General features: G+C 59.1%; 18 protein-coding genes. 16 read left to right on the top strand and 2 right to left on the bottom strand.

Annotated elements, in window-relative coordinates:
* Window positions 1-2: 2 nt before the first annotated feature.
* The 11 genes from AC6CHO_RS01080 to secA all read left to right on the top strand — a co-directional run bounded on the left by AC6CHO_RS01080 (window position 3) and on the right by secA (window position 14,234).
* A complete protein-coding gene (locus AC6CHO_RS01080; RefSeq protein WP_498213206.1) occupies window positions 3-989 on the top strand; it encodes an ABC transporter permease in 987 nt (328 codons plus the stop codon).
* Window positions 986-2,680 carry a dipeptide ABC transporter ATP-binding protein gene (locus tag AC6CHO_RS01075; RefSeq protein WP_498213205.1) on the top strand — a complete coding sequence of 565 codons (1,695 nt, stop codon included), beginning with the start codon at window positions 986-988 and terminating at the stop codon, window positions 2,678-2,680. Before AC6CHO_RS01080 ends, AC6CHO_RS01075 begins: the two co-directional genes overlap by 4 nt.
* 104 nt (window positions 2,681-2,784) lie before the next feature.
* Window positions 2,785-3,156: a chorismate mutase gene (locus AC6CHO_RS01070; protein WP_498213204.1), complete on the top strand. Its 372-nt coding sequence runs from the start codon at window positions 2,785-2,787 to the stop codon at window positions 3,154-3,156.
* Window positions 3,149-4,210 carry a uroporphyrinogen decarboxylase/cobalamine-independent methonine synthase family protein gene (locus AC6CHO_RS01065; protein ID WP_498213203.1) on the top strand — a complete coding sequence of 354 codons (1,062 nt, stop codon included), beginning with the start codon at window positions 3,149-3,151 and terminating at the stop codon, window positions 4,208-4,210. Before AC6CHO_RS01070 ends, AC6CHO_RS01065 begins: the two co-directional genes overlap by 8 nt.
* Before the next feature lie 135 nt (window positions 4,211-4,345).
* Window positions 4,346-5,026: an MtrAB system response regulator MtrA gene (gene mtrA, locus AC6CHO_RS01060; protein WP_060702004.1), complete on the top strand. Its 681-nt coding sequence runs from the start codon at window positions 4,346-4,348 to the stop codon at window positions 5,024-5,026.
* Window positions 5,023-6,831 carry an MtrAB system histidine kinase MtrB gene (gene mtrB / locus AC6CHO_RS01055; RefSeq protein WP_498213202.1) on the top strand — a complete coding sequence of 603 codons (1,809 nt, stop codon included), beginning with the start codon at window positions 5,023-5,025 and terminating at the stop codon, window positions 6,829-6,831. Before mtrA ends, mtrB begins: the two co-directional genes overlap by 4 nt.
* Window positions 6,831-8,534 carry an LpqB family beta-propeller domain-containing protein gene (locus AC6CHO_RS01050; RefSeq protein WP_498213201.1) on the top strand — a complete coding sequence of 568 codons (1,704 nt, stop codon included), beginning with the start codon at window positions 6,831-6,833 and terminating at the stop codon, window positions 8,532-8,534. The genes mtrB and AC6CHO_RS01050 overlap by 1 nt, the downstream gene beginning before the upstream one ends.
* Before the next feature lie 363 nt (window positions 8,535-8,897).
* The gene (locus AC6CHO_RS01045; RefSeq protein WP_498213199.1) at window positions 8,898-9,392 is read left to right on the top strand and encodes a ComF family protein; all 495 of its coding nucleotides are present in this window, start codon (window positions 8,898-8,900) and stop codon (window positions 9,390-9,392) included.
* Between the two features lie 168 nt (window positions 9,393-9,560).
* Window positions 9,561-10,259, top strand: coding sequence for a ribosome hibernation-promoting factor, HPF/YfiA family (gene hpf, locus AC6CHO_RS01040; RefSeq protein ID WP_498213198.1), 699 nt, complete (start codon window positions 9,561-9,563; stop codon window positions 10,257-10,259).
* A gap of 38 nt (window positions 10,260-10,297) precedes the next feature.
* Complete coding sequence (locus AC6CHO_RS01035) at window positions 10,298-11,452, top strand: winged helix-turn-helix domain-containing protein (RefSeq protein WP_498213197.1); 1,155 nt, start codon at window positions 10,298-10,300, stop codon at window positions 11,450-11,452.
* Window positions 11,453-11,585: 133 nt separating this feature from the next.
* The gene (gene secA / locus AC6CHO_RS01030) at window positions 11,586-14,234 is read left to right on the top strand and encodes a preprotein translocase subunit SecA (protein ID WP_498213196.1); all 2,649 of its coding nucleotides are present in this window, start codon (window positions 11,586-11,588) and stop codon (window positions 14,232-14,234) included.
* On the opposite strand, the gene AC6CHO_RS01025 is transcribed toward secA, so the two are convergent.
* Window positions 14,231-14,737: an Rv3235 family protein gene (locus AC6CHO_RS01025; RefSeq protein ID WP_498213195.1), complete on the bottom strand. Its 507-nt coding sequence runs from the start codon at window positions 14,735-14,737 to the stop codon at window positions 14,231-14,233. The two genes, secA and AC6CHO_RS01025, sit on opposite strands and share 4 nt — an antisense overlap.
* Before the next feature lie 44 nt (window positions 14,738-14,781).
* Complete coding sequence (locus AC6CHO_RS01020) at window positions 14,782-15,501, bottom strand: LysM peptidoglycan-binding domain-containing protein (RefSeq protein WP_498213194.1); 720 nt, start codon at window positions 15,499-15,501, stop codon at window positions 14,782-14,784.
* Between the two features lie 124 nt (window positions 15,502-15,625).
* On the opposite strand from AC6CHO_RS01020, the gene AC6CHO_RS01015 reads away from it, so the two are divergent.
* The 5 genes from AC6CHO_RS01015 to AC6CHO_RS00995 all read left to right on the top strand — a co-directional run bounded on the left by AC6CHO_RS01015 (window position 15,626) and on the right by AC6CHO_RS00995 (window position 24,601).
* Window positions 15,626-16,186 carry a hypothetical protein gene (locus AC6CHO_RS01015; protein WP_498213193.1) on the top strand — a complete coding sequence of 187 codons (561 nt, stop codon included), beginning with the start codon at window positions 15,626-15,628 and terminating at the stop codon, window positions 16,184-16,186.
* A 92-nt stretch (window positions 16,187-16,278) separates the two neighbouring features.
* Window positions 16,279-16,938 carry a hypothetical protein gene (locus AC6CHO_RS01010; RefSeq protein WP_498213192.1) on the top strand — a complete coding sequence of 220 codons (660 nt, stop codon included), beginning with the start codon at window positions 16,279-16,281 and terminating at the stop codon, window positions 16,936-16,938.
* Entirely contained in the window at window positions 16,938-18,185 is a 1,248-nt protein-coding gene (locus tag AC6CHO_RS01005) for a CpaE/TadZ family protein (RefSeq protein WP_498213191.1), read from the top strand. Before AC6CHO_RS01010 ends, AC6CHO_RS01005 begins: the two co-directional genes overlap by 1 nt.
* 110 nt (window positions 18,186-18,295) lie before the next feature.
* On the top strand, window positions 18,296-23,104 hold the full coding sequence (locus tag AC6CHO_RS01000) for an NAD-glutamate dehydrogenase (protein ID WP_498213190.1): 4,809 nt from the start codon (window positions 18,296-18,298) through the stop codon (window positions 23,102-23,104).
* A 9-nt stretch (window positions 23,105-23,113) separates the two neighbouring features.
* Complete coding sequence (locus AC6CHO_RS00995; protein WP_060701993.1) at window positions 23,114-24,601, top strand: sensor histidine kinase; 1,488 nt, start codon at window positions 23,114-23,116, stop codon at window positions 24,599-24,601.
* Window positions 24,602-24,641 lie beyond the last annotated feature (40 nt).

Genomic DNA, 24,641 nt, shown 5'->3' with positions numbered 1-24,641 from the left:
ACATGGCTACGCCCACCTTGCCAACCTCCGCCGGTTCCCGGCTGAAACAACTCCCGGTAATTTCGCACCTGCGGATGTCCTCAGGGCTGCAGCGCGGCATGCTGATTGCCGGGCTCGTGCTCTCGGCACTATTCCTCCTGTGCGCGCTCCTGGCGCCGCTGATCGTGCCCTTCGACTTCGCCCAGTCCTCGGATGCCTCCGGGGATTTCCCGCGGCAGGCCGCACCGGATGGAAAGTTCATCTGGGGTACCACCTCCACTGGCTATGACGTGTTCACCCGCACCCTGTATGGCGCGCAAACCGCCATCTGGGTCATCGTGACCGCCGTGATCATGTCCCTGTTCGTCGGCGTGCTGCTGGGCTTGGTCTCTGGCTACCTCGGCGGCTGGTTCGACCGGATCATGGTTGTCCTCGCCGACGCGATCTACGCTTTCCCCTCGCTGCTGCTGGCCATTGTCATGTCCATCGTGATCTCGCAGGGGCAGTCCTCGCTCTTTGGCGGCATCATGGCCGCGGCCATTTCCATCACCGTGGTGTTCATACCGCAGTATTTCCGAGTGGTCCGCGCCGAAGTCATGCGCCTGAAAGCCGAACCGTTTGTCGAGTCGGCACAGGTGATCGGCGCCAGCCCGTGGCGAGTGATGTTCACCCACCTGTTGCGCAATTCCACTCGCACCCTGCCGCTGATCTTCACCCTGAACGCCACCGAGGCGCTGCTGACCTTGGCGGGCCTGGGCTTCCTGGGCTTTGGCATCGAACCAACCGCGGCCTCCGAATGGGGCTATGACCTGAACCGCGCGATGTCCGATGCCACCAGCGGCATCTGGTGGACGGGCCTGTTCCCGGGCTTGGCCATCGTGCTGACCGTCATGGGCCTGACCCTGGTCGGGGAATCCATGAATGACCTGAATGATCCACGGCTGCGGCGCTTCAGCCGGAAGAAAGCCAAGCGAATCACGCAGTCCGCACAGGCAGGAGCAGCCCAGTGAAGCAGAGTTCAACTGATACCCGTCGCGCTCAGGACGCGGGGGCCGATGTCCTTCGCATTGACGGGCTGAATATCGACTTTGTCACCGACGCCGGGGCAGTGCCAGCGGTGCGGGGAGTGGACCTCAAAGTCAAGGCCGGAGAGATCCTGGCGATTGTTGGCGAATCAGGCTCGGGCAAGTCGGTCACGGCCCGCACCGCCCTGGGCATTCTCGCGGAAAACGGTGCCGCCCATGGCGGGGTCTACCTCAACGGCAAGAACATGCTCACCCTGCACGGCTCCCAATTGCGCGCCGTGCGCGGCCGCGATGTGGCCATGGTGTTCCAGGAGCCTTCCACGGCGCTGAACCCGGTGTTCACCGTGGGCTGGCAGATCATGGAAGGGATTCGCACCCACAACAAGATCTCCAAGAAGGAAGCCAAGGCCCGCGCCATTGAAGCCATGCGCCAGGTCGGCATCCCCGACCCGGAGCAACGGGTGAACTACTACCCGCACCAATTCTCCGGCGGGCAGAAGCAGCGCGTGGTCATCGCCGCCGCCCTGGCCCTGAAACCGAAGCTCATCGTTGCCGACGAGCCGACCACCGCCCTGGACGTCACCGTGCAGGCAGAAATCCTCTCGCTGCTGCGTGGGCTGCGCGAGGAACTGGGCACCGCCATCGTGATCATCACCCACAATATGGGCGTGGTCGCCGACATCGCCGATCGCGTGGTCGTAATGAACCAGGGGCAGATCGTCGAGCAGGCGCCGGCACTGGAACTGTTCGAACGGCCCCAGGAGGACTACACCAAGTCCTTGCTGGCCGCTGTGCCGCACCTCGGCCGGGACAGCGCCTCCGAGCATCTGGACCAGCGCCCCCATGAGGATGCACAGGTCCTGGTGGAAGCCGCCGGGCTGGGGGTTCATTTCCCCGGGCGCCTGGGTGCCCCAGGATTCACCGCGGTCAAGGACGTAGACCTGAAAATCCATGCCGGCGAGGTCTACGGCCTGGTGGGCGAGTCGGGATCGGGCAAGACCACCATTGGGCGCAGCATTGCGGGGTTGAACCGCATCACCTCGGGATCCCTCAAGGTCCTGGGCTACGAGATGGCGCAATTCAAGGAGCGCAGCTTCAAGCCCTTGCGCGAACAGATCGGTTTTGTCTTCCAGGACCCGGCTGCAAGTTTCAACCCGCACCTGACCGTGGGCGAATGCGTTGCGGAGCCGCTGGCCGTTCATCGCGACCTCAACCCGGCGCAAAGCCGGGCCAAGGTCGCGCAGTTGCTAGAGGCTGTCCAGCTGCCGGCAGGATTTGCCCAGCGCTACCCGCACGAACTTTCCGGCGGCCAGCGTCAGCGCGCTTCCCTGGCCCGTGCTCTGGCCCTGGATCCGAAACTGCTGATCGCCGACGAGCCGACCAGCGCCCTGGACGTGTCAGTGCAGGCCAAGGTCCTTGAGCTGTTCCGGGAATTGCAAAACGAGCTCGGTTTCGCCGCGCTCTTCGTGTCCCACGATTTGGCCGTGGTTGACCAGCTGGCCACCTGGGTGGGCGTGCTCTACCGGGGAAGCCTGATCGAAGAAGGCCTGGGGTCCAAGGTCCTGGCGAACCCGCAGCACAGCTACACCCAGCGGCTGATCGCCTCGCTGCCGGTCCCGGACCCGCGCGAGCAGGCCCAGCGCCGAAAACTGATCGAAGAACTGAACCAGGCCTAACCCTGATTCGACCACCGGCTGGCATGCCCCCGCAGCGCGACCCGCGCAGCGGGGGCATGTCACTTTGTGGGAGATCTGGCAGGTGAACCCGTAAACTTAACACCATGAACGAGCCGAAAAACACTGCACTGAATGAGTCATTCGACCCGCACGCCAGCTCGTTGCACGGTGAGGTCCAGAATGAAGTGCTTCAGGAGCTATACGCCATCCGCGGCAGCATCGACAATTTCGATGCACAATTGGTCTACCTGTTGGCCGAGCGCTTCAAGGCGACCCAGCGGGTAGGACACCTCAAAGCCCAACACAAGCTTCCACCGAGCGATCCCAACCGCGAAAAGTCACAGATCGAGCGCCTGCGGGCCCTGGCGCACGAGGCGCACCTCGATCCGGAATTTGCCGAGAAGTTCCTGAATTTCGTGATTTCCGAAGTGATCCGCCACCACCAGAATATTTCCGACTCGCACAACGATGCCTGAGCAGCCCCATCAGCCAGAGCGCAACGACGTGCATGCCACCGCGTTCTGCCAGTTTCCCGGAACCGACCCGCTGCAAATCCACGAGATCATTCGCGGAGAGCTGGGAGAGCCGAACCTTGCGGTCTTCCCGCAGCTTGCCGACCGGGGAGTAGGGGCCGACCCGGTCGGCCGCAGCGCCACGCTGCTCGCCGAGATCGGATTCGACCTGCAGCCGCACGGCTGGCGCGTCGGCGTGAACGACGGTGTTGATGCCCGCAGGGCACGCAGCATCCTGCGCAGCGACGAAAATCTGCTGGCCGACGTGCTCGGTGCCGAGCAGAAGCCTGCCCAGCGGCTCAAGCTCACGGTGCTCGGGCCATGGAGCCTCGCGGCACGCCTCTACCTCTCCAGTGGCGAGCGGACGATCAGCGATCACGGCGCTCGCCGGGACATCATTGCCGCCTACGCCCATGGGCTCAAGGAGCACCTCGACCGGCTCGCGCGCATCACCAGCGTGCGTTCATTCACCGTGCAGCTTGATGAGCCGCAGTTCGCTGACGTGCTCGATGGCACCATCAAAACCTCCAGCGGCTACCGCTCGCTGCGCTCGATTCCGCGATCCGAAGTGCGCAACAGCTATGAGGAGTTCTTCAAGGTGCTCCGCGCCGATGCGCCGCAGCACCAGATCCAGCCCTTGCTGAACCTGCCCACGGGCGACGAGCGCTGGATCGATCGGATGGACCTGCTCACCCAAGCCGGCACCACTGCGGTGGCCATCGACCCGCAGGGAATGGGCCATCGCCAATGGGAACGGGTGGCCGGATTTGTCGAGGGCGGCGGCAGGGTCTTCCTGCAGGTGCTCGCTCCCGGGCTGCGGGCTCCGGGGGTGGTCGAAGCAGTTAATTCGATCTTGCGCCCGTGGCGGCAACTTGGCTTGGCAGATAGCCAGCTAGGCTCGATGACGCTGATGCCCCGTGGGGATTTCACCCGATGCACCAGCGCTGAGGCGGTCAGCACCTTGCAGCATCTTTCCTCCTATGCCCAGGCGTTGGAGCAAACGCGCGTCGACGCATAACGGTTTGGTTTATTCGTGCCGGTCACAGCCGGAATACGGCAGCTGTTCATGTATCTTAGGAGTAGTGGGGTAGCTGATCTGCCCGGTTTGACCAGACGGTTGGAACCTCAGGCCTACGGTTATAGGGGACATGGAATGAAAGCACGGATTTTAGTCGTTGACGACGATGAGGCATTGTCGGAAATGATTGGCATCGTTCTGCAAAATGACGGCTTTGAAGCATCATTTTGCTATGAAGGATCCGGTGCACTAGCAGCATTCCGTGAGTTCAACCCCGACCTGGTACTTCTGGACCTGATGCTCCCGGGCATCGACGGCATTGAAGTCTGCAAGCAGATCCGTGCCGAATCCGATGTTCCAGTGGTCATGCTGACCGCCAAATCGGATACCGCCGACGTGGTTCGTGGCTTGGAATCCGGCGCCGACGACTACGTGCCCAAGCCGTTCAAGCCCGCCGAACTTGTGGCTCGTGTGCGCGCCCGCTTGCGCCCGAGCGAGACCCACGCGGCCGAAACCCTGCAGGTTGGCGAAGTCTCCATCGATGTTGCCGGCCATCAGGTCACCCGTGGCAAGGATTCCGTTTCGCTGACCCCGCTGGAATTTGATTTGCTGGTGACCATGGCCCGCAAGCCGTGGCAGGTCTTCAGCCGCGAACAGCTGCTCGAAGCCGTCTGGGGCTACCGCCACGCGGCAGATACCCGGCTGGTTAACGTCCACGTCCAGCGCCTGCGTTCCAAGATCGAAATCGACCCCGAGAAGCCACAGATCATCCAAACCGTACGCGGGGTGGGATACAAAGCTGGTACGGCGAGTTGAGCTCACCCGCGTCGACCGGCAAGGAGCTGATTCCGCTCGACGTGTCTGCCCAAACTCGATCGAAGCGGTTCTCCCCAGCCAAGCTGCAGCCCTGGCTCAGGCGCCCATTGCTGGCGCTCAGGCAGCGCTGGCAACGGCATTTGATCTATCGCACGGTGATCTCCACCCTGCTGTTCACCACGTTGGCCCTGTTGGCGGCCGGCGCTTTTCTCTCGAACCAGATTGCTTCCACGCTCTACGAGGAGCGTGTTAACCAGATCTCCAAGGAGTCCGAGCGGGGCCTGACCCAGGCCCGGTCTATCCTCGAATCGGCGTCAACCACCGACCGCGCCTCGACCCAGGCGCTGGTCAACTCGACGCTCGCCTCCCTCGAGGGCGATGGCGCCACCGTGGTGCGCGACTTTGTTCTCATGCCCATCGCCGGAGACCAGAGCCTCTATGTCGGCCCGATGGCTTCGGGATCGCTGACCACGCGGGTGATCCCGGCGGATCTTGCCGAAAGGATCGCCGGCGAGCAGGGCATCTATTGGCGTTCTGTTGAACTGGGCAATGACGACCAAGCCCAGCCAGGCCTCGTTGTTGGCACCAAGGTCCTGATTCCGCCGGGCCGCGAGTACGGGCTGTACCTTGTCTACGACCTGTCCAGCGTCCAGTCCACCTTGGAATTCATCAACCGCGCCCTGGCATTCACCGGCTTGATCCTTCTTGCCGTAGTCGGTTTTGTGGCCTGGTCGGTGGCGCGTACCGTGGTCCGACCCGTAGCCGATGCGGCCTATGTTTCCGAGCGGATTGCCTCCGGCGATCTCGACCGGCGCATGAAGGTTGCAGGCAAGGACGAGGTGGCCCGTTTGGGTACTGCATTCAACCACATGGCACATTCCTTGCAGGAGCAGATCACCCAGCTGAACAATCTCTCCGCGATGCAGCAGCGCTTCGTCTCCGATGTCTCGCATGAGCTGCGTACTCCGCTGACCACGGTGCGCATGGCCGCGGAAGTCATCCACGACGCGCGCGAGGGTTTCGATCCGCTCACCGCACGCTCTGCCGAGCTGATGTACAACCAGATCGAGCGCTTCCAGCACCTGCTCAATGACCTGCTCGAAGTCTCCCGCTTTGACGCCGGTGTGGCGGTCTTGGACCGGGAGTCCACCGACTTGAATGCGATCGCCCGCAAGGTGATCGAGACTGCCACGCCGGTCGCCGATGAATACGGGTCGATCATTCGGCTAAACGCGCCAAGCGAAGGCTGCGTGGCGGAAGTCGATCCGCGCCGCGTCGAGCGAATCATTCGCAACCTTGTTCTAAACGCGGTGGAACACGGCGAAAGCAACCCGATTGACATCACTATCGCCGCGAACCAGGGTGCCGTGGCAGTTTCCGTTCGCGACTACGGCATTGGCATGTCCCAGGATGCTTGCCAGCACGTCTTCGACAGGTTCTGGCGTGCCGATCCGGCCCGTGCGAGAACCACTGGCGGCTCCGGGCTCGGCCTGTCGATCTCCATGGAAGACACCCGCCTGCATGAGGGGCGTTTGGAGGCGTGGGGCAAGCCGAAGGTTGGCTCGGTATTCCGCCTGACACTGCCCAAGTCCGAAGACCATGAAATTGATTCTTCGCCACTGCCCCTGGAACCGGCCGTCCCGGAAAACATCCTGCCTCCGGTGGGTGACAGCTTCCCGCTGACCGGCGAGGTGCCCAAGATCGGCTACACGCCATTGATCCTCGGCCTCGATGATGCCCTGGCCGACGACGACGTGACTGATCCGGGCGCGCCGAGCAGCGAAACGAAAAAGGAGGAGAACTAGTGGCTCACAAACTGCGGGTATTGCTCTGCTCGCTCTTGGCGGGGCTGCTGGTCCTCTCCGGTTGTGCTTCGATTCCGCGTTCCTCCAGTGTCCAGCAGATCGAGGCAGCAACAGAAGACGGCGGCGGCGAAAGCTACAGCTACGCAGCTGAAGGGCCGTCCGATGGCGCCGATGCCCGGGCCATCGTCGAGGGTTTTGTCGAGGCTGGACGATCGGTCGCCGAGGACTATGCGGTGGCCCGCGAATATATGACAGCCGAGCTGAAAAACTCATGGCGCGGAGACACCCAAACGCTGATCTATGAGGCCTTCAACGTGGTTAACGGGGCCGACGCCAACCAGTACACCATCCAATTGGAAATCACTGGGGAAGTGGACGCTCAAGGGGTGCGGACCAATTACGCGAGCCATTCAACCCGGGCCGTGGATATCAAGGTAGCCAAGGTCGATGACCAGTGGCGCATTATTGATGCCCCCGATGGCACCATGCTCGAAGCCTCGACTTTCACCAAGATCTTCGCCGCGCAGACCCTGTACTTCTATGACGCCAGCTACGCCTACCTCGTTCCAGATGTCCGCTGGTTTACCTCCGGATCCGGGACTGCCACCTCCATGGTCGAAGCATTGCTCAAGGGGCCGGCCCCATACCTGCAGAACGCGGTGGTTTCGGCCTTCTCCTCGGCCAGCCAATTGGTTCGCTCCGCGGTGCCAGTGCGCGATCGCGAGGCAACCATTGACCTGAATTCTGATTCCTTTGCCGATACCACCGACCAGACCTTGCTGTTGATGATGCAGCAGCTTGAGGCCTCGTTGACCAGCTTGTCTTCGGTGGACTCGGTCAAGATGCTGCGCGAAGAAAACGACGTTAACTTGGCTTCGAATGAATCGGCGATTGAGCCGGCGGAAATCAATCCGAGCACCCAAGACACGCTGGTGGGTATCTCCGACCAGGATCTGGTTTATGTCAAGGGCCGGTCGATCATCCCGGTGGGCGGACTGCCAGATGTGTCGGCCTATGATCCAAGGGATCCTGCGATGTCGCCGGTGGGCAACAGCTACGCGTTCCTCAACGGCCGGCGCACGCAGCTTTTGAGAATCGACGACTCGGGCAAGCTTCGGCTGGCGCTTTCAGGCAAGGATTTGATCCAGCCATCGATGGACGTGGCCGGCTGGACCTGGACGGCCGATAACGGGGCAAAAACCCCGATCATGGCCATTCCTGCTGACACCGAAACCAAAGGCGAAGCGCGACCGATCGATGTGGCATGGCTGGAAGGTGCCAACATTGATTCCTTGCGGATTTCCCGTGATGGCGCCCGGGCCCTGATCGTGGCCACCGATGGCAATTCAACCACCGTTTATGTCGCTGGCATCATCCGCGATGCCGAAGGAGTGCCGCGCGGCCTGACCGATTCTCCGATGCGCCTGTATCCGGAGGTTCCGGTGAATACCGCGCTATGGGATTCAGACAGCTCGATTATCGTGGCAGCACTGGACGACTCTGAAGCTGTAGAGGCGGCGCAGATGACCTTTGAAGGCGGCAGCGAGCACCTGCAGCTGCTTCTGGGCATGGTCGGTATCGCCACCGGCGTTGGCGAACGGCGCGAGGTCTACGCTGAAACCAACGAGAAGCTCTACACGCGTGTGGGCAATTCATGGCACGAGCTCGACGATTTTGCACAGGACGTTGCCTACCCTGGATAGACCCCCGCACTTTCCACATCCGGTCGGCCGCTTGGCCTCAGTCACGATCTTGCAAGCCATCCTCAAAAGATGGAAATACCGACAGCATGGTTGCGCGCCTTGGACACTCTTAGCCAGTGGCGTCCGATGAGGTGGATGAGTTTCGGCCTTCGGGAGCTGGCCAATTTTCTGGTACCGACAAGCTGCGCAGTGTGCTCCAGAGCTGACTTTCGGCTCTGTCCCGAATGCCGAACCGAGATCCAGCATCAGCTTTTCCTCCCGCCGCTGCCAGATGGACATCACCACTACGTCGAATTGCCGCTGCTAGCCCATCAGCTGCCGGTCAGTTCATGCGGTATCTATGGCAGGGAATTGGCCCGTGCCATGCTGGCGTTCAAGAACAAGCAGCGCTACTTTCTTGCCGCAGTCTTTGCCCCGTACGTGGCCGCAGCGATCAATTCCAGCTGTATTCCGCAGCCGGGGACGGTGGCCACCTATATTGTTGCCGTTCCCAGTTCACTCAAGGCCGTGGGCAAGCGTGGCTATTCACCGGTGGCTTCGATGCTGGAGCATGGCATGGCCAGGGGGCTGTACCCCAGCGAACTGGTCATCAGGCCCCTGCTTCACTACCGTGCACGCTCGGTTCTTGCGGGCGCGCAGAAACTCAAGAGCGGAACAGCCCGACGCGGCGGGCAAGAACATTTCATCGCCGAGCGCGCCGATGCTCCTGGACGCCCCGTCATATTGGTTGACGATGTCCTCACCACCGGGGCGACCCTGAGGCAGGCTGCAATGGCCTGTCATAAAGCGGGTTACAGCGTCACTTTGGGCATTGTATTGGCCTTGACCAAGCCCCCTAATCATGAGCCTGAACAGTGATTACGCTGAACGCGATAGGAAAACTACGCTTAGAGACTTGAATCTTCGCTGTGGTGGCCTAAGGTGAAGTATGGGTTGCATCACAGATGCAGCGAAAAGCCCATCTTCAGTCCGAAAGGATGGAATTTTCGGACTGTTGTGTCACCCGACTCCCTATTGGAGGACACCATGGAGCTGAACTACAGCGGACGCAATATCACCATTTCGGATCGTTTCCGTGAGTACGTGGATGAAAAAATAACCAAGGTCGACCAGCTGGCCACCAAGGTTCAACGCATCGACGTCAAGGTCCTCAAAGAATCACATGCCCGTGACCAGAGCACGGCGCTGTCCGTTGAATTGACCGTTGTTAGCCGCGGGCCAGCAATTCGAGCCGAAGCTCGTGGAGCAGACAAGTTTGCGGCCTTCGACATCGCCTTCGCAAAGCTTCTGGAACGACTGCGCAAGGCTCGCGACAAGCGCAAGGTCCACCGCGGCAACCACACTCCGGTCGCGGTGCATGAGGCAACTAGCGCCCTGCCAACCGTCTCAAGCGAGAAGTCCCTGGTGGAATCGACACTCGAAGCCCAAAAGGCGGCAGAGGCCGTTCAGGCCGAAGAAGTGGCCGAATATTCGCCAGTGGTCATTCGCCGCAAGTCTTTCCCAGCTGAAGTGATGAGCGTTGACGATGCAGTAGATCGAATGGAGCTGGTCGGGCATCCGTTCTACCTGTTCATCGATGAAGCCACGGGCGAGCACGCGGTTGTATACGGCCGCACCCAATACCAGTACGGTGTCATCTCGTTGGACCCATCGCTGAGTTCCAATGAAGAATCGACAATTGAAACTCGCGGGTACCGCGACAAGTCACTAGTTACCGAGGGTTAAGCATCAGCGCACAATCCACATTGGGCGGTCAGCGCGTCGTGAGCCAAAAGCAGGCCCGGCGAATCGCGTTGGCCGCCCAAGGCCTGTCTCGAAGCAGAACCGAACAAGCAGTTACTGCCCGGAAAATGGTCAGCACCGTCCACGCGATATCGCAACTGCAAATAGACTCAGTCAACGTAGTACGCCGAGCGCATTACATGCCGGTCTTCGCAAGGCTGGGCGCCTACGACATTGGCAGCCTGGACAAAGTCCTATCGACTCCTGGCGGCCCCTTGACCGAATATTGGGCTCATGAGGCTTCGGTGGTGAGTTCTGAACTCGTCCCGGATCTGCTCCTGTGGCAGCGACGCACGTGGATTGACAAGTCCGATGGGTTCACCGATGAACAGCAGGATTTATCCCATCGGGTAATGGACTACCTTGCGACAAATCCCGGGTCCAGCGCCCGAGAAATTAGCTCGGCATTGGACGTTGCGCCGGCCTCCTCCAAGGAGCATTGGGGCTGGAACTGGAACGACACCAAATACGTCACGGAATCACTCTTCGCGCGGGCCAAGATCCTCACGCTCGGCAGGAACTCGCAATTCGAACGCCGGTATGCCCTGGCCCACGACGTTCTTGGAAAGCCTCTGGAGATCGACGGACTGCATCGCCAAGCAGCGCTTGAACGATTGATCCACCGCTCGCTGGCGGCTCAGGGAATTGCGACAGCACACTGCGTCGCTGAATATTTCCGCTTGCCCATTAGAGACGTCAAATCGGCGCTTGCGCATCAGGCAGCGGCCGGGAGCATTGAACAGGTGCAGGTATCTGGACTAGCCGAACCTTGTTACATGGTGCCGGGAACCAAGATTCCGCGCAAGATCGAACCTGACCTGCGGCTGCTATCGCCGTTTGATTCCATGGTTTTTAATCGACGACGCTTGGAACGCTTCTTCAACTTCGAGTACCGGATTGAAATTTATGTCCCTGAGCACAAGCGGCGCTACGGTTATTATGTCTTTCCAGTCCTCTACGGCGATGAATTTGTGGGTCGTGTGGATTTGAAAGCCGATCGAGCCCGAGGGGTGCTGCACGCCAAAAGCGTGCATTTTGAACGTGGCTGGGAAACTGAGGCCCACCCGCCACTGCTGGCCGAGTTGGAACGCATGGCCGGCTGGCTGGGGCTTGATGCAGTGCAAGTTGGGCTGTGAACAGGCTGTCCATCAAATTGTTGTTCGCTAGAAGAGCAGTGCTCAACGGCGAGGATTTGCCAGATGCGCTGAAATCCTCACGTAGACTAAAGACGCCAGAAAATACTGTGCTTGAGATATTGGGAGCTACCACGTGGCATCATTGCTAGAACGTATTTTGCGTACCGGCGACAAGAAGACTCTAAAAACTCTTCGTAAGTACGCCGACACGATCAATACGTTGGAAGTCGAAATTCGCGAACTTTCAGACGAAGAGCTCAAGGGCGAAACCGACAAGTTCCGCGAACGTTTGGCTAACGGCGAGACGCTCGATGATCTGCTCCCCGAAGCGTTTGCCGTGGTTCGCGAGGCTTCCGACCGTGTTTTGGGCATGCGCCACTTCGACGTCCAGCTCATGGGTGGTGCAGCGCTGCACCTGGGCAATATCGCTGAAATGCGCACCGGTGAAGGTAAAACCCTGGTTGCCACCGCACCGGCCTACCTCAACGCCCTCACCGGCAAGGGCGTGCACGTGGTTACCACCAACGATTTCCTGGCCCAGTACCAGTCCGACCTGATGGGCCGAGTGTTCCGTTTCCTAGGCCTGAGCTGCGGTTGCATCCTGGCAAATATGAAGCCGGATGAGCGCCGCAAGCAGTACGAAGCTGATATTACTTACGGCACGAACAACGAGTTCGGTTTCGACTACCTGCGCGACAACATGGCGTGGAGCAAGGATGAACTGGTTCAGCGCGGCCACAACTTTGTCATTGTCGATGAGGTCGACTCTATTCTGATCGATGAAGCCCGTACCCCGTTGATCATCTCGGGCCAGGCCTCCGGCGATGTCAACCGCTGGTACACCGAATTCTCCAAGATTGTCTCCCGCCTCAAGCGCGAGGACGACTACGAGGTCGACGAAAAGAAGCGCACCATTGGCGTGCTCGAAGCCGGTATCGAAAAGGTCGAGGATTACCTGGGCATCGATAACCTCTACGAAGCCAATAACACCCCACTGATCGGTTTCCTGAACAATGCCATCAAGGCCAAGGAACTGTTCAAGAAGGACAAGGACTACGTTGTAGTCAACGGCGAAGTCATGATCGTTGATGAGCACACCGGCCGTGCCCTGCAGGGACGCCGCTACTCCGAAGGCATGCACCAGGCTATTGAAGCCAAGGAAAGCGTGACCATCAAGGCCGAAAACCAGACGTTGGCCACGATCACCTTGCAGAACTACTTCCGCATGTACGAGAAGATCTCTGGCATGACCGGTACCGCGCAGACTGAGGCCGCCGAGTTCATGGGCACCTACAAATTGGGCGTTGTGGAAATCCCGACCAACAAGCCGGCAATCCGCAAGGACCAGTCCGACTACATCTACAAGAACGAAGTCGCCAAGTTCAACGCAGTCGTCGAAGACATCGCTGAACGCCACGCTACCGGCCAGCCCATCCTGGTGGGTACCACCAGCGTGGAGAAGAGCGAATACCTCTCGCGGCTGCTCTCGAAGAAGGGCATCCGCCACGAAGTGCTGAACGCCAAGCAGCACGCCCGCGAAGCTGCCGTTGTCGCCATGGCCGGTCGCAAGAACGGCGTGACCGTTTCGACCAACATGGCTGGTCGCGGTACTGACATCATGCTCGGTGGCAACGCCGAATTCCTGGCAGTAGCCGAGATGGAACGCCGCGGGCTGAACGCGGAGAATAACCCGGAAGAGTACAACAAGGTCTGGGACGAAGTCTTTGCCAAGGCCAAGGAAACCGTAGCCAAGGAAGCCAAGGAGGTCGCCGAGCTTGGCGGCCTGTATGTCCTTGGCACTGAGCGTCACGAATCACGCCGAATCGATAACCAGCTGCGTGGTCGTGCTGGCCGCCAGGGCGACCCGGGCGAGTCCCGCTTCTACCTGTCGATGACCGATGACCTGATGCGCCGCTTTAATTCCGGCATGGCCGAGCGCATCATGAACAATCCTTCGATGCCAGAAGACGTGGCATTGGAGTCCAAGATGGTTTCCCGAGCCATCGAGTCGGCCCAGGCCCAGGTGGAAGGCGTCAACGCGGAACAGCGCAAAAACGTGCTGAAATACGATGACGTGATGAACCGCCAGCGCGAGGCGATCTACGCGGACCGCCGTGCCATCCTGGAAGGCGGCGATCTGGAAGAGAAGGTCGGACACTTCCTGGAAGACGTCGTCAAGGCCATGGTCCTGGAAGCGACTCAGGTGGGCAACCCGGACGAGTGGGAGCTCAAGCAGCTTTGGGCCAACCTCAAGCAGCTGTACCCGATTGGCATCACGCTCGATGAAGTTGTAGAGGAAGCTGGCGGCGTGGGCCACCTCTCGGCGCAGTTCCTGGAGCGTGAGATCCATTCTGATGCTAAGTACCAGTACGAGGAGCGCGAGAAGCTGGTTGGTTCATCCACCATGCGTGATCTCGAACGGCGCGTTGTACTGTCCACGATCGGGCGCAAGTGGCAAGAGCACCTGTACGAGATGGACTACCTCAAGGAAGGCATTGGCTTGCGTGCCATGGCGCAGCGTGACCCGCTGGTGGAATACCAGCGCGAGGGCTTCACAATGTTCCAGACCATGATGGAAGGCATCCGCGAGGAAAGCATCGGCGCGCTGTTCAATCTGGACATTCCATCGGGTTCGGCGGCTGCCGCTGACGCTCCAGTGATCGATGAATCCGCGAAGCCGAAGAACCTCCAGTTCACCGGGCCAGACGAAGATGGGGAAGCCAGCACCACGCGTGCACAGGCAACCAACACCAAGAAGAAAAAGAAGGCCAAGCGGAACTAGATAAGTTCCACGTCGGTGACTTGCCAACGTCCGTGCCATGGCTCAATCTTGAGAGCCACGGCACGGACGCGGCTTTTAAAGCCGAGGATGGCGGTGCACTCCCAACTGCCGGATAGGCAGCGGTCCAAATGCAACGATAGTATTTGGCCATGTGCGGTGCCGGGCACCGGTTCCAGGGTATATTGCGCCGTCTCCAGCAGAGCTCGGCGCTGTAGCTTGGCGATGCAATTTGGTTCCATAACAAAGGCCAGCTGGCTCACGCTTCGATACCCGGCAACTATTTCGAAAACTGCGCGCGCCACGGAATGGGTAATTTCCACGACAGCCCGGTGCTCGGAACGGCAAACCTCCGAACGATGAAATATGTGGTCCAACGCCCTTCGCAGGTGTGCTGGAGCTTCGCAGGGTGCCCCAGCCCCGGATGATTCGCGGGAAGTCCATTCCGTTGAACGGGGGACAGGGAGAGCTGCCGTGGAACGTGCGCTGATGGTGATGGTACTCATGATGATGACTCCTTGATTCGGTGACGCGTGAGATGGGGTGCCAGTTATTCGGCTGGGGGAAGGACGAGAACCGTTCCGACCTCCAAATGGTTGGGATCCGGACCAATGGCTTGGCGATTGGCTTGGTAGATCTGTGGCCAATAAACGGAAATCTCCTCTGCTGTTGCCTGCGCGCCGAGAAGCCTTGCGGAGATGCTCCATAAGTTCTCGCCTTGGGCCACAACCACCTCAGTGGTGGTTCTTAGATGTTCCTGCTTCGGCTGTGCACTTGAAGAGACCAGCCGGCCTAGCGGCACGGAGACCTGCTCAGGAAACCATTGGGCGTTGGGGACAGTTCGCTGAGTTGCCTCTGTTGCCCCTGGCAAGCTCCCGCGCTCAGCGGCATATGCGTTCTGAAGGCCGGCCTCCGGAATTGTTCCACCGGCGTTTGCCGCCACGGTGGCAGAGAGCGCAATCGAAGTGCCAACGATGGAGCTGAGGATCCGCCGGGTGAACCGCGGCGCAATCCTATGGAAAAACCCGAGGACCTGTCGGTGCTCATGCTGTGCCGCCCAGGCTAGCGTTTTTGCAGCTGCCACGCGTACCACTAGCAAGGCAGCGAGGAAAAAGGCCGAAATGCTGGCCAGGAATTTGATGTACTCTGCCGGTTCCACGCCGGACTTTGCCGTGGAGACGAAATCGAGGATTGAACTTATTCCCACATAAATGATGACGAAGCACGCGCTCGTGAAGAGGACGAGCGTGATCTGTGTGCGCATCTTCATTATCGCTAACACTTCCTTAGGTGTAGTTTCATAGCATTTGATGCTATTTGATAAAGATAATGACACTTAGAAGTGTTTTTGTGAAGACCTGTTGGAACAAGAGTTTGTCTCGTACAGTTGGCACATGCGCTGGGATTCACTCTTTGATGATCTTGAGGCTCAACTTGCCGAACAAAGCCGCGCTCAACTTCGAGATGAAATCGCTGAGAATACTCGGATTGAGCGGGCAGCTGCTGAACTGAGTGAAAGTTTGTCGCGTTTTCACGGGTGTGAACTTTCAGTCAAGCTGGCCGGCAGCACAGAGATCCGCGCGCGGCTGGGACCCAGCGCTGAAGATTACTTTTGCCTGGAAACAGACCTCTCCCAATGGGTTATTCGATATCAAGCCGTCGAATCCATTGCCTTGCCTGCCGCCACTAGACCAGCTGCTGCAAGAAGTACACAAGGTAGGGCAATTCGATTTTCGGCGGTTATCCGCGGAATGCTGAGGGACAGGTCCCTCTGCCAAATCTACGGAATTAATGGACTACCGATTGCGGAAGGAACTCTGGACCAAGCTGCCAAGGATTTTTTGGTCATTTCAACGCACCAGCGTGATGAGTATGTGCGTTCCAGCGAGCCGTCGGCGCAGCGGATGATTCCGCTGGGATCCATAGGCTGGGTCGTCGCGACGACGCTAAATTAATCCACACCTAGTAAACGGGTCTTTTCTACCGGAGTAACTTGTCGTAGGCTCACCACCCATAAGCACATTTCCCGGTGGAAGGATGGGCCTCGATGAGTGAGCAAGGCGTCCAAGGGGCAGCAACGGCAAAAGCTGCGAGAATCAGGCGTCCAGGATGGAAGGATCCACGTTTGGCGCTGGGCACGGTCCTCGTTGTCGCATCAGTGGCCGGAACCATGTACCTCGTCGGCGAAATGCATGAAACAACCACCGTTTATGTGGCCCGCTCCAACATCACCCTCGGCGAGCAGCTCACGTCGGAGAACATGAAAACTCAAGAGGTTCAGCTCGGCGAGACGGCCAGTCGATACCTCCACCCGGAATCAGGCTTGGATGAGCTGGCACGAGCCAACACCTTCATCAGCGCAGGAGAATTGATCCCGGTAACCTCGGTGACGCATAGCGAACTTGGATCGCGTCGACCCATCAATATCGAACTGCCAGCGGACCTAACTTCATCCATCGGACCGGGAAGCTTCGTTGACGTATGGATCGCTAAACGTGAATCAGGCGGAAACGCATACGGTGTTCCGGAAAAGCTCTCTTCGATGGTCGAGGTCGCAGCGCGTGTAGAAAGTGGAGGCGGACTAGTCAACCGGCAAGGCACCAATCTTGAACTGCTAGTGGAGCCGAACCAGCTGGAACCACTGTTGCAAGCACTGGCAAATGATTCCCGGATTATCGTGATTTACAACCCTGCTGGAGCTGAATAATGAGTATCTCCGTAGTCCTGTTGGATGAACAGGAATCCATGGTTCGCCAAATTGAGAGCTATCAAGGCGAACTGATCGTCACCAGAGTCTGTTCCGAAATCGCAGAAGCGGTTGCAGCCTGTCTAACGGCTGGCGCGGAAGTGCTTCTGATCGCCGATGCTCAACAAGTTCCACTCATGGAACAGGTTGATGAACTGTTGAGTCAGGGCACTGCAGTTGTATATTTGCTCGATGGCTCGGCTGCTATCAGTCCGATGCCCGAGGTGCTGCAGCTTCCGGCCGATATCGCCATGTCTGACTTGGAACAACGAATCACGGCAACCGTTCGATCCCTGAAACTGCCAGAAGGGAACCCGGAAAAGGCTGATCGTGAGACGGCAGATCTCGAATCAAGGGACAAGGGGAGGATAGTTTCCTTCTGGAGTGCTCCGGGGTCTCCAGGACGCAGCACAGTTGCTCTGAACTTTGCCGTCGAGGCGGCGGCCGCAGGCAGATCCGTTGTCTTGCTGGATGCCGACACGTACGCTGCGTCGATCTCTATTCAACTTGGCCTGATGGATGAGTCAGCGTCCGTAGCGCAAATTTGTCGCATCATGGATTCCGGAAGCGCCGACATTAGCCGCCTTAACGCAGCGTGCTCGCTAGTCCAAGTAGGGGACACAACCATCCGGGTGGGCACCGGGATTCCCCGATCGAGCCGTTGGCCAGAAGTCAGGCCGTCCGCACTGCGTCGAGCGACTCTGGCGTTCAAGGACCATTACGATTTGGTTGTCTTGGACGTCGCACCGCATATCGCATTGGATGAGCAGTTAAGCTTTGACACCCAAGCACCGCAACGCAATGCCGTGACGGTTGAGATGCTGCGCTGCTCGGATGATATTTTCATGGTGGTGCAATCAGATAGCGTCGGCATTCCACGAGCCCTTCGAGCTATCGATGAACTTGAAGAATCCCATGCTGATCTACAACCGAAAATCATCTTCAACAGAGTCAGCGTTTCCCGTAGCGGAAGAAGCCCGAAGCGCAGACTTATCGAAGCTTGGGATCGCTTTGGTCCGATGCACGACGTCGTTGGCTTTCTGCCTAATGACAGCGCGGTATGCAGTGCGTCAGTGTTAGCAGGGAGCCCTTTACTCGAGATAGCTCCCAGAAGTTCATTGCGTATGGAAATACGTTCCTTGGCCGGCATAAAATCTTCGAATCTACCCAAGAAACGGGTTAGTCGTCGTTTTAGCAAGTCGGCATGAACTGAAGGCGTAAAAAACGGGTAGGGTTGACTAGACTAGTGACCCGCAACGGCGCGGGTCCATCGAACTTTGTTCTTGGAGGCGTTCAGTTGAACTCGTCGGAATCCAGCATGTCAGAATCATTCATGGATGCGACTCTCACCCCAAAATTGGTGAGCGAGTACTATAGCCAAATTGCGACTGAGGACGTGGCGGCCTACCGGCCAGACGAACTCGAGTCCCGCGTGGCTGCACACCTAGAAATCGGCTACGAACGCGAAGCGGAAAGCCCCAACGTCGCGATTACGCGAAACAACGGAATCTCGGTGGTGCACATTGTCACCGATGACATGCCGTTTTTGGTTGACTCAGTCACCGCTGCATTGGTGCGGCTTAATTCACCGATCCAGCTGGTAGTGCACCCAACGTTCGTGGTTTCACGCAAAGCCGAGACGGGCGAGATCGTGAAGATCAACCACGCCGGTCTGCAGCACGTGGCAAGCGGCGACACCGCGGCCCTGTCGGATCTGAGCACGCTCATTTCCGCAGGAACCGAAACTCACGTTGAATCGTGGATTTCCGTTGAGCTTGCACGCGAGCTAAGCGACGAACAGGCGGAGGAATTCGTAGAGCGCCTGTACAGTGTCCTGGGCGATGTGCGCATTGCCGTCAAGGACTGGCCGTCAATGCTCGACCGCGCCAAGGACATCGCACGCACCTTGCCACAGACCGCGCATGCAGAGCAGATTGCCGAGCTTCCCCAAGCTGCGGAATTGCTGGACTGGATGGCGGACGGACAATTCACCTTCCTTGGCTACCGAGAATATGATCTGGAATCCGTCAATGGCGAAGATGTCCTGGTAGCACGCGCCGGCAGCGGCCTGGGACTCATGCGCGACTTGGAAACGCAGGGGCCACAGCACCTGACCAAGCGCGGTCGCATTACCGCTCGCGACAAGAGCGCACTGATCATCACCAAGGCCAACGCCCGCTCAACGGTGCACCGTGGCGTGTACTTGGACTACGTCGGCGTGAAGAGCTTTGACGCTAATGGCGAGGTAAACGGCGAGCGTCGTTTCATCGGCCTGTTCTCGTCAAGCGTCTACACCTCGAGCGTCAAGACCGTACCTGTGGTCCGCGAAAAGGTCCAAGCCGTGTTGAAAAACACCGGATTTGCCGCGAACTCCCACTCGGGCAAAGACATCACGACGATTCTGGAAACCTACCCTCGTGATGAGATGTTCCAGATTTCCGTCGACGATCTGACCCAGGCCGCCTTGGGCATCCTGCGCCTGCAGGAACGCCGGCGAACCTCCGTGTTCCTGCGCATCGACGACTACGGCCGCTTCGTGACGGCGATGGTGTTCTTGCCGCGAGATCGTTTCTCGACGGATGTCCGACTGCGCGTCGAAAAGGAACTCAAGGACAGCTTCGTCGCGGAATCCATTGAGTATGAAGCTCAGCTTGGTGCCGGCGCACTGGTGCGCTTGTTCTACCGCCTGCGCCTGCAGCGCGATGGACAGCTTCCTGCAGTGGATCACGCCGCGCTGGAAGAGCGCATTGCCAAGGCAGTTCGCTCGTGGTCGGACGCCATCGTCGATACCGCGCGAGCAAGCCTGGAACTAGGCGACGCCAACACCCTTTCGAACGCGTGGTCCGAAGCTTTCCCGGCCTCGTACAAAGTTCAGTTCGAAATTGAAGATGCGCTCAAAGACATCAACCTGCTCTCCAGCCTGAATGACTCTGCTGACAGCGGCCCGATCGTATCCTTCTACGACCCAACCCCGGTTGACGCAGATTCGCCGGTGTCCAAGCGCATGAAGATCTTCGTGACTCAGCCGCTGCTTCTGTCACGTATTTTGCCGGTCTTGCAGGATCTCGGTCTTCAGGTCGTCGACGAGCGTCCCTACCAGCTGAACCCGGAGGGCGTCGGACAGCGCTACATTTATGACATGGGCCTGAAATTCGACCAGGAGATCGAATTCAGCCACATCGAAAGCAAGCTGGCTGAAGCCTACTGCGCCGTCGTACGCAATGAGGCGGAATCCGATAGCCTCAACGCCTTGGTGCTGCGCGAAGGCCTTTCCTGGCAGCAGGTAGCCATGCTTCGTGCCTACGCCCACTATCTACTGCAGCTCGGGGTGCCGAACTCGACCGGCTTCATCGCCAACACCTTGGTCGGCAACGCCTCGGTCACCCACAGCATCGTCGAGCTGTTCCAAGCGACCTTCGATCCTGCACTCAGCGCTGAAGCATCTGAGGCTGCCCGTGAACAGGCAAAAACGAAGATCACCGAGGCCTTGGAAGCTGTTCCAACTCTGGACGCAGATACGCTGCTTCGCCGTTTCGTGAAGGTCATCGAAGCCACCAAGCGCACCAATTACTTCACCGGCCACCAGGCTTTGGCCTTCAAGCTTGCGCCCGAGGAGATCGACTTCGCGCCGTTCCCGCGCCCCAAGCACGAGCTTTGGGTCTATTCGCCTCGTGTTGAAGGAACCCACTTCCGTTTCGGCGCCGTGGCCCGAGGCGGGCTGCGTTGGTCGGACCGCCGAGAAGATTTCCGCACCGAAGTCCTGGGCCTGGTGAAAGCCCAGATGGTCAAGAACTCCGTGATCGTTCCTACCGGTGCCAAGGGCGGCTTCTACGCCAAGCAGCTTCCGAACCCGGCACAAGATCGCGCTGCCTGGATGGAAGAAGGCAAGGGAGCCTACAAGGTCTTCATCCGCACGCTCTTGCAGCTCACGGACAATATGGTCACGGACGGAACCGGCGAGCACATTGTTCCCCCTGAAAACATCGTTCGCCGTGACGGTGATGACTCGTACCTAGTTGTTGCCGCCGATAAGGGCACCGCCAGCTTCTCCGATATCGCCAACTCGCTCTCTGCGGAAAAGGGCCATTGGCTGGGCGACGCCTTTGCCTCTGGCGGCTCCGTGGGCTATGACCATAAGGGCATGGGCATTACAGCCCGCGGTGCCTGGGAGTCCGTGAAGCGCCACTTCTTCCAGCTGGGTATCGACACCCAGCGCGACGAGTTCACCGCGGTAGGCGTTGGCGACATGTCTGGCGACGTGTTTGGCAACGGCTTGCGTCGTACTCCAACGGTCAAGCTCGTGGCTGCCTTCGATCACCGCGATATCTTCCTTGATCCGAATCCTGATGCCCAAGTCGGGTTTGACGAGCGCCAACGCCTCTATGACCTGCCTCGCTCCAGCTGGGCCGACTACAACAAGGACCTGATCTCGGCCGGCGGTGGCGTGTACTCACGCAGCCTGAAGTCGATTCCAATCAGCGCCGAGATTCGTGCCGTGCTGGGATTGGCGGAGAACACCGCCAAGATGAGCCCCAATGAATTGCTGAAGGCGATCTTGTCGGCTCCGGTTGACCTCCTGTACAACGGCGGCATCGGAACGTACGTCAAGGCCTCCAGCGAAACTCATGGCCAGGTAGGCGACCGCGCGAACGATGCGATCCGCATCGACGGGCAGGATTTGCGCGCCAAGGTGGTTGGCGAGGGCGGTAACCTCGGCATGACCCAGCTGGGCCGTATCGAAGCTGCGCGCCGTGGCGTCCTGTTGAACACCGACGCCATCGACAACTCGGCCGGTGTGGACACCTCGGACCGCGAGGTCAACATCAAGATCTTCGTGGACCGCCAGATTGCCGCTGGCAATCTCACCGCCGATGAGCGCACTGATTTCCTGCTGTCGATGACCGACAATGTGGGAGATCTGGTTCTGAAAACCAACTTTGAGCAGAACATACTCTTGCTCAATGAAAAGCATGCCGCGCTGACGTGGGCTCCTGCCTACGAGCGTCTGATGCAATGGCTGGAAAGCGCAGCGGATCTGAACCGCGAGCTCGAATTCCTGCCAAGCACCGCGGCGCTGGAGGAACGCCGCTCCTCAGGTGGATCGATGACAACGCCGGAACTGTCGGTGTTGGCTGCCTACTCCAAGATCCAATTAGCCAATGCCCTGGCAGAATCAGATTTGGCCGACGATCCGTACTTTGCTGAAACCCTGCGCCGCTACTTCCCTGAGAAGCTCGTGGAACGCTTTGGCGATCAGTTGGAGAGCCACCCGCTGCGCAAGGAAATCATCGCAACGGTGATCGCCAACGACATTGTGAACGTCGGAGGCATTACCTATGTCTTCCGCGCAATGGAAGAGACCGGCGCCAGCGAGGTCCAGATTGCCAAGGTCTTCTGCGCGTTGCGTGAGGTGTACGGCTTCGATCGACAGTTCGATGCAATCAACGCCCAGCCAGCCGGAACGAGCCTGAAGCACTGGGGTCGCCAGCACCACGACATGCGTCGACTGCTGGATCGGGCCACGCGCTGGTTCATTAACCGTGTTGATGAGACCCTGCTGGTCACCGAGGCCGTAACCCGGTTCCAGAACACCGTGACCGAGCTGCGCAAGGCATTGCCATCGATCCTTCGAGGCAACGACCTGGTGCGCTTCAACGAATGGCGCGACGAAGCCCTGGGCTTCGGCATTCCGGAGTTGCGTGCCAGCATGTGGGCTACTCAGTTCGAGTCCTATGCGTTGCTGGATATTGCAGAGTATGTGCACCGTGCTTCGGTTGCCCCGGTCCAGGTCGCCGAGACGTACTTCGTGCTCTACGATCTGTTCGGCGTCGACAGCCTTCTGAACCGGATCACCATGTTGCCGCGTTCGGACCGCTGGCAGGCACTGGCTCGCGCGGCAATGCGCGATGACCTGTACACCACCATCATGGATCTGACCGGTAACATCTTGGATGCTCATGGCGACATTGCGGATCCTGCAGAGCGTGTTGCTGCGTGGGAAGAGGCAAACGCGGCTAACCTTGATCGTGCGAAGACTATGTTCGAGGAAGTAAACAGCCTCGAACGCGACGACATGGCTTCACTGTCCGTGGCACTTCGCCTGTTGCGTTCCATCGTAAGAAGGTAAACACCGCCAATGGCCCTCATCACCGAAGAATTACGTCAACGTGCCGCACTAGCACCCGGTGATGAGGACTGGCTCCATCTCCTGGTGGGGGACTGGCAGTTGGTCTCGGACCTTGCGTTCTCAGACCTCGTACTGTGGTTCCCCACTGGAGATGGTTCATATATCGCCTTGGCCCATGTTCGCCCTTCCACATCCCATACCGCGTTCCATAGCGATTTCGTGGGAGAGCGAATCCGCAAGGATCTTCGCATCATGGTTGACCGGGCGTGGGAAAGCTTGCAGGTCCAGCGTTCCGCCGAGCAAGCGGGCAACGACATCATCATGGGCCTCACCACTGTCCAGGCGATCCCGCTGGTCCGTAAAAACCGCCCGGTTGCCGTGATCACCTCGCATTTCGACCCAAATCAGTCTCGCACCCCGTCCAATTTGGAATTGGTCTACCGGCAGAGCGCGGACGATCTGCTGCAAATGGGAACTCAGGGTCTATGGCCAGAGTTCTCCAGCCCAACAGGTTCCCGTCGAGGAGCTCCACGTGTGGGGGATGGATTCATACGCTTGAACGTCGACGGTGCCGTGGAATTCGCCAGTCCCAACGCGGTTTCAGGATTCCGCCGGCTTGGAGCAGCTGATGTGCTCCAAGGCCAGCCCTTGGCCGACCTCACCATGGCCCTTGTTAGCGACCGGCGTGTGGTGGATGAGACGCTTCCCCTGGTGCTTCAGGGCAAGATGCCGTGGCGTACCGAAGTGGAACACCGCGGTGTGACCTTGTCGCTGCGAGCGATCCCTTTGCGCAACAAATCCAAACGCTGGGGTGCCTTGGTGCTCTGCCGCGATGTGACCGAACTCCGTCGGCGAGAAAAAGAACTCGTCACCAAGGATGCCACGATTCGAGAGATCCACCATCGGGTCAAGAACAACTTGCAGACTGTCGCGGCATTGCTGCGCATGCAGTCGCGCCGTATGAAGTCCGAAGATGGCAAGCAGGGCCTTGAACAGGCGATGCGCCGCGTCTCGACCATCGCCTCGGTCCACGATTTCCTGTCCAAGGGATTGAACGAGACAGTGAAGTTTGACGACCTGATGGATCGCCAATTCCGGCTCATCGTGGAAATCGCTTCGCCAGAACAGCGTGTATCAACACGACGCGAAGGCGAATTCGGCATGCTCGATGCCGATTTGGCTACGCCATTGTCGCTGGTCATTAATGAGCTGGTGACCAATGCGGTTGAGCATGGGCTGGCGCAACGTGACGGTGAGGTATCGTTGCTGGCCGAACGCTATCTCGGTGCGGATCGGACTGATTGGTTGCGAGTGGTCATCGAAGATGATGGGCACGGCTTGCCTGCAGAGCCGCGCCGCGAAGGGCTGGGCCTGCAGATTGTCCGTACGCTCGTCACGAGCGAGCTCTCTGGCGAAATCCGTTGGGACGCGGGGGAGAGCGGTGGCACCAGGGTTGTCATCGACATGCCATTGGACCTTGAACGTCGAAACTCGTGACTTGTTCACAACGTACTTAAAATGACTAAAGGCGGGGTCA

Source organism: Glutamicibacter sp. GQ173 (assembly GCF_059759215.1).
Note: the sequence above shows the minus strand (reverse complement) of the source record. Positions and strands in the feature narration are given on the sequence as shown.

Coding starts and splice junctions, on each gene's coding strand:
- AC6CHO_RS01080 (WP_498213206.1), top strand. CDS start 3: ATGGCTACGCCCACCTTGCCAACCTCCGCCGGTTCCCGGCTGAAACAA.
- AC6CHO_RS01070 (WP_498213204.1), top strand. CDS start 2,785: ATGAACGAGCCGAAAAACACTGCACTGAATGAGTCATTCGACCCGCAC.
- AC6CHO_RS01065 (WP_498213203.1), top strand. CDS start 3,149: ATGCCTGAGCAGCCCCATCAGCCAGAGCGCAACGACGTGCATGCCACC.
- mtrA (WP_060702004.1), top strand. CDS start 4,346: ATGAAAGCACGGATTTTAGTCGTTGACGACGATGAGGCATTGTCGGAA.
- AC6CHO_RS01045 (WP_498213199.1), top strand. CDS start 8,898: ATGCTGGCGTTCAAGAACAAGCAGCGCTACTTTCTTGCCGCAGTCTTT.
- hpf (WP_498213198.1), top strand. CDS start 9,561: ATGGAGCTGAACTACAGCGGACGCAATATCACCATTTCGGATCGTTTC.
- AC6CHO_RS01025 (WP_498213195.1), bottom strand. CDS start 14,737: ATGAGTACCATCACCATCAGCGCACGTTCCACGGCAGCTCTCCCTGTC.
- AC6CHO_RS01020 (WP_498213194.1), bottom strand. CDS start 15,501: ATGAAGATGCGCACACAGATCACGCTCGTCCTCTTCACGAGCGCGTGC.
- AC6CHO_RS01015 (WP_498213193.1), top strand. CDS start 15,626: ATGCGCTGGGATTCACTCTTTGATGATCTTGAGGCTCAACTTGCCGAA.
- AC6CHO_RS01010 (WP_498213192.1), top strand. CDS start 16,279: ATGAGTGAGCAAGGCGTCCAAGGGGCAGCAACGGCAAAAGCTGCGAGA.
- AC6CHO_RS01005 (WP_498213191.1), top strand. CDS start 16,938: ATGAGTATCTCCGTAGTCCTGTTGGATGAACAGGAATCCATGGTTCGC.
- AC6CHO_RS01000 (WP_498213190.1), top strand. CDS start 18,296: ATGTCAGAATCATTCATGGATGCGACTCTCACCCCAAAATTGGTGAGC.
- AC6CHO_RS00995 (WP_060701993.1), top strand. CDS start 23,114: ATGGCCCTCATCACCGAAGAATTACGTCAACGTGCCGCACTAGCACCC.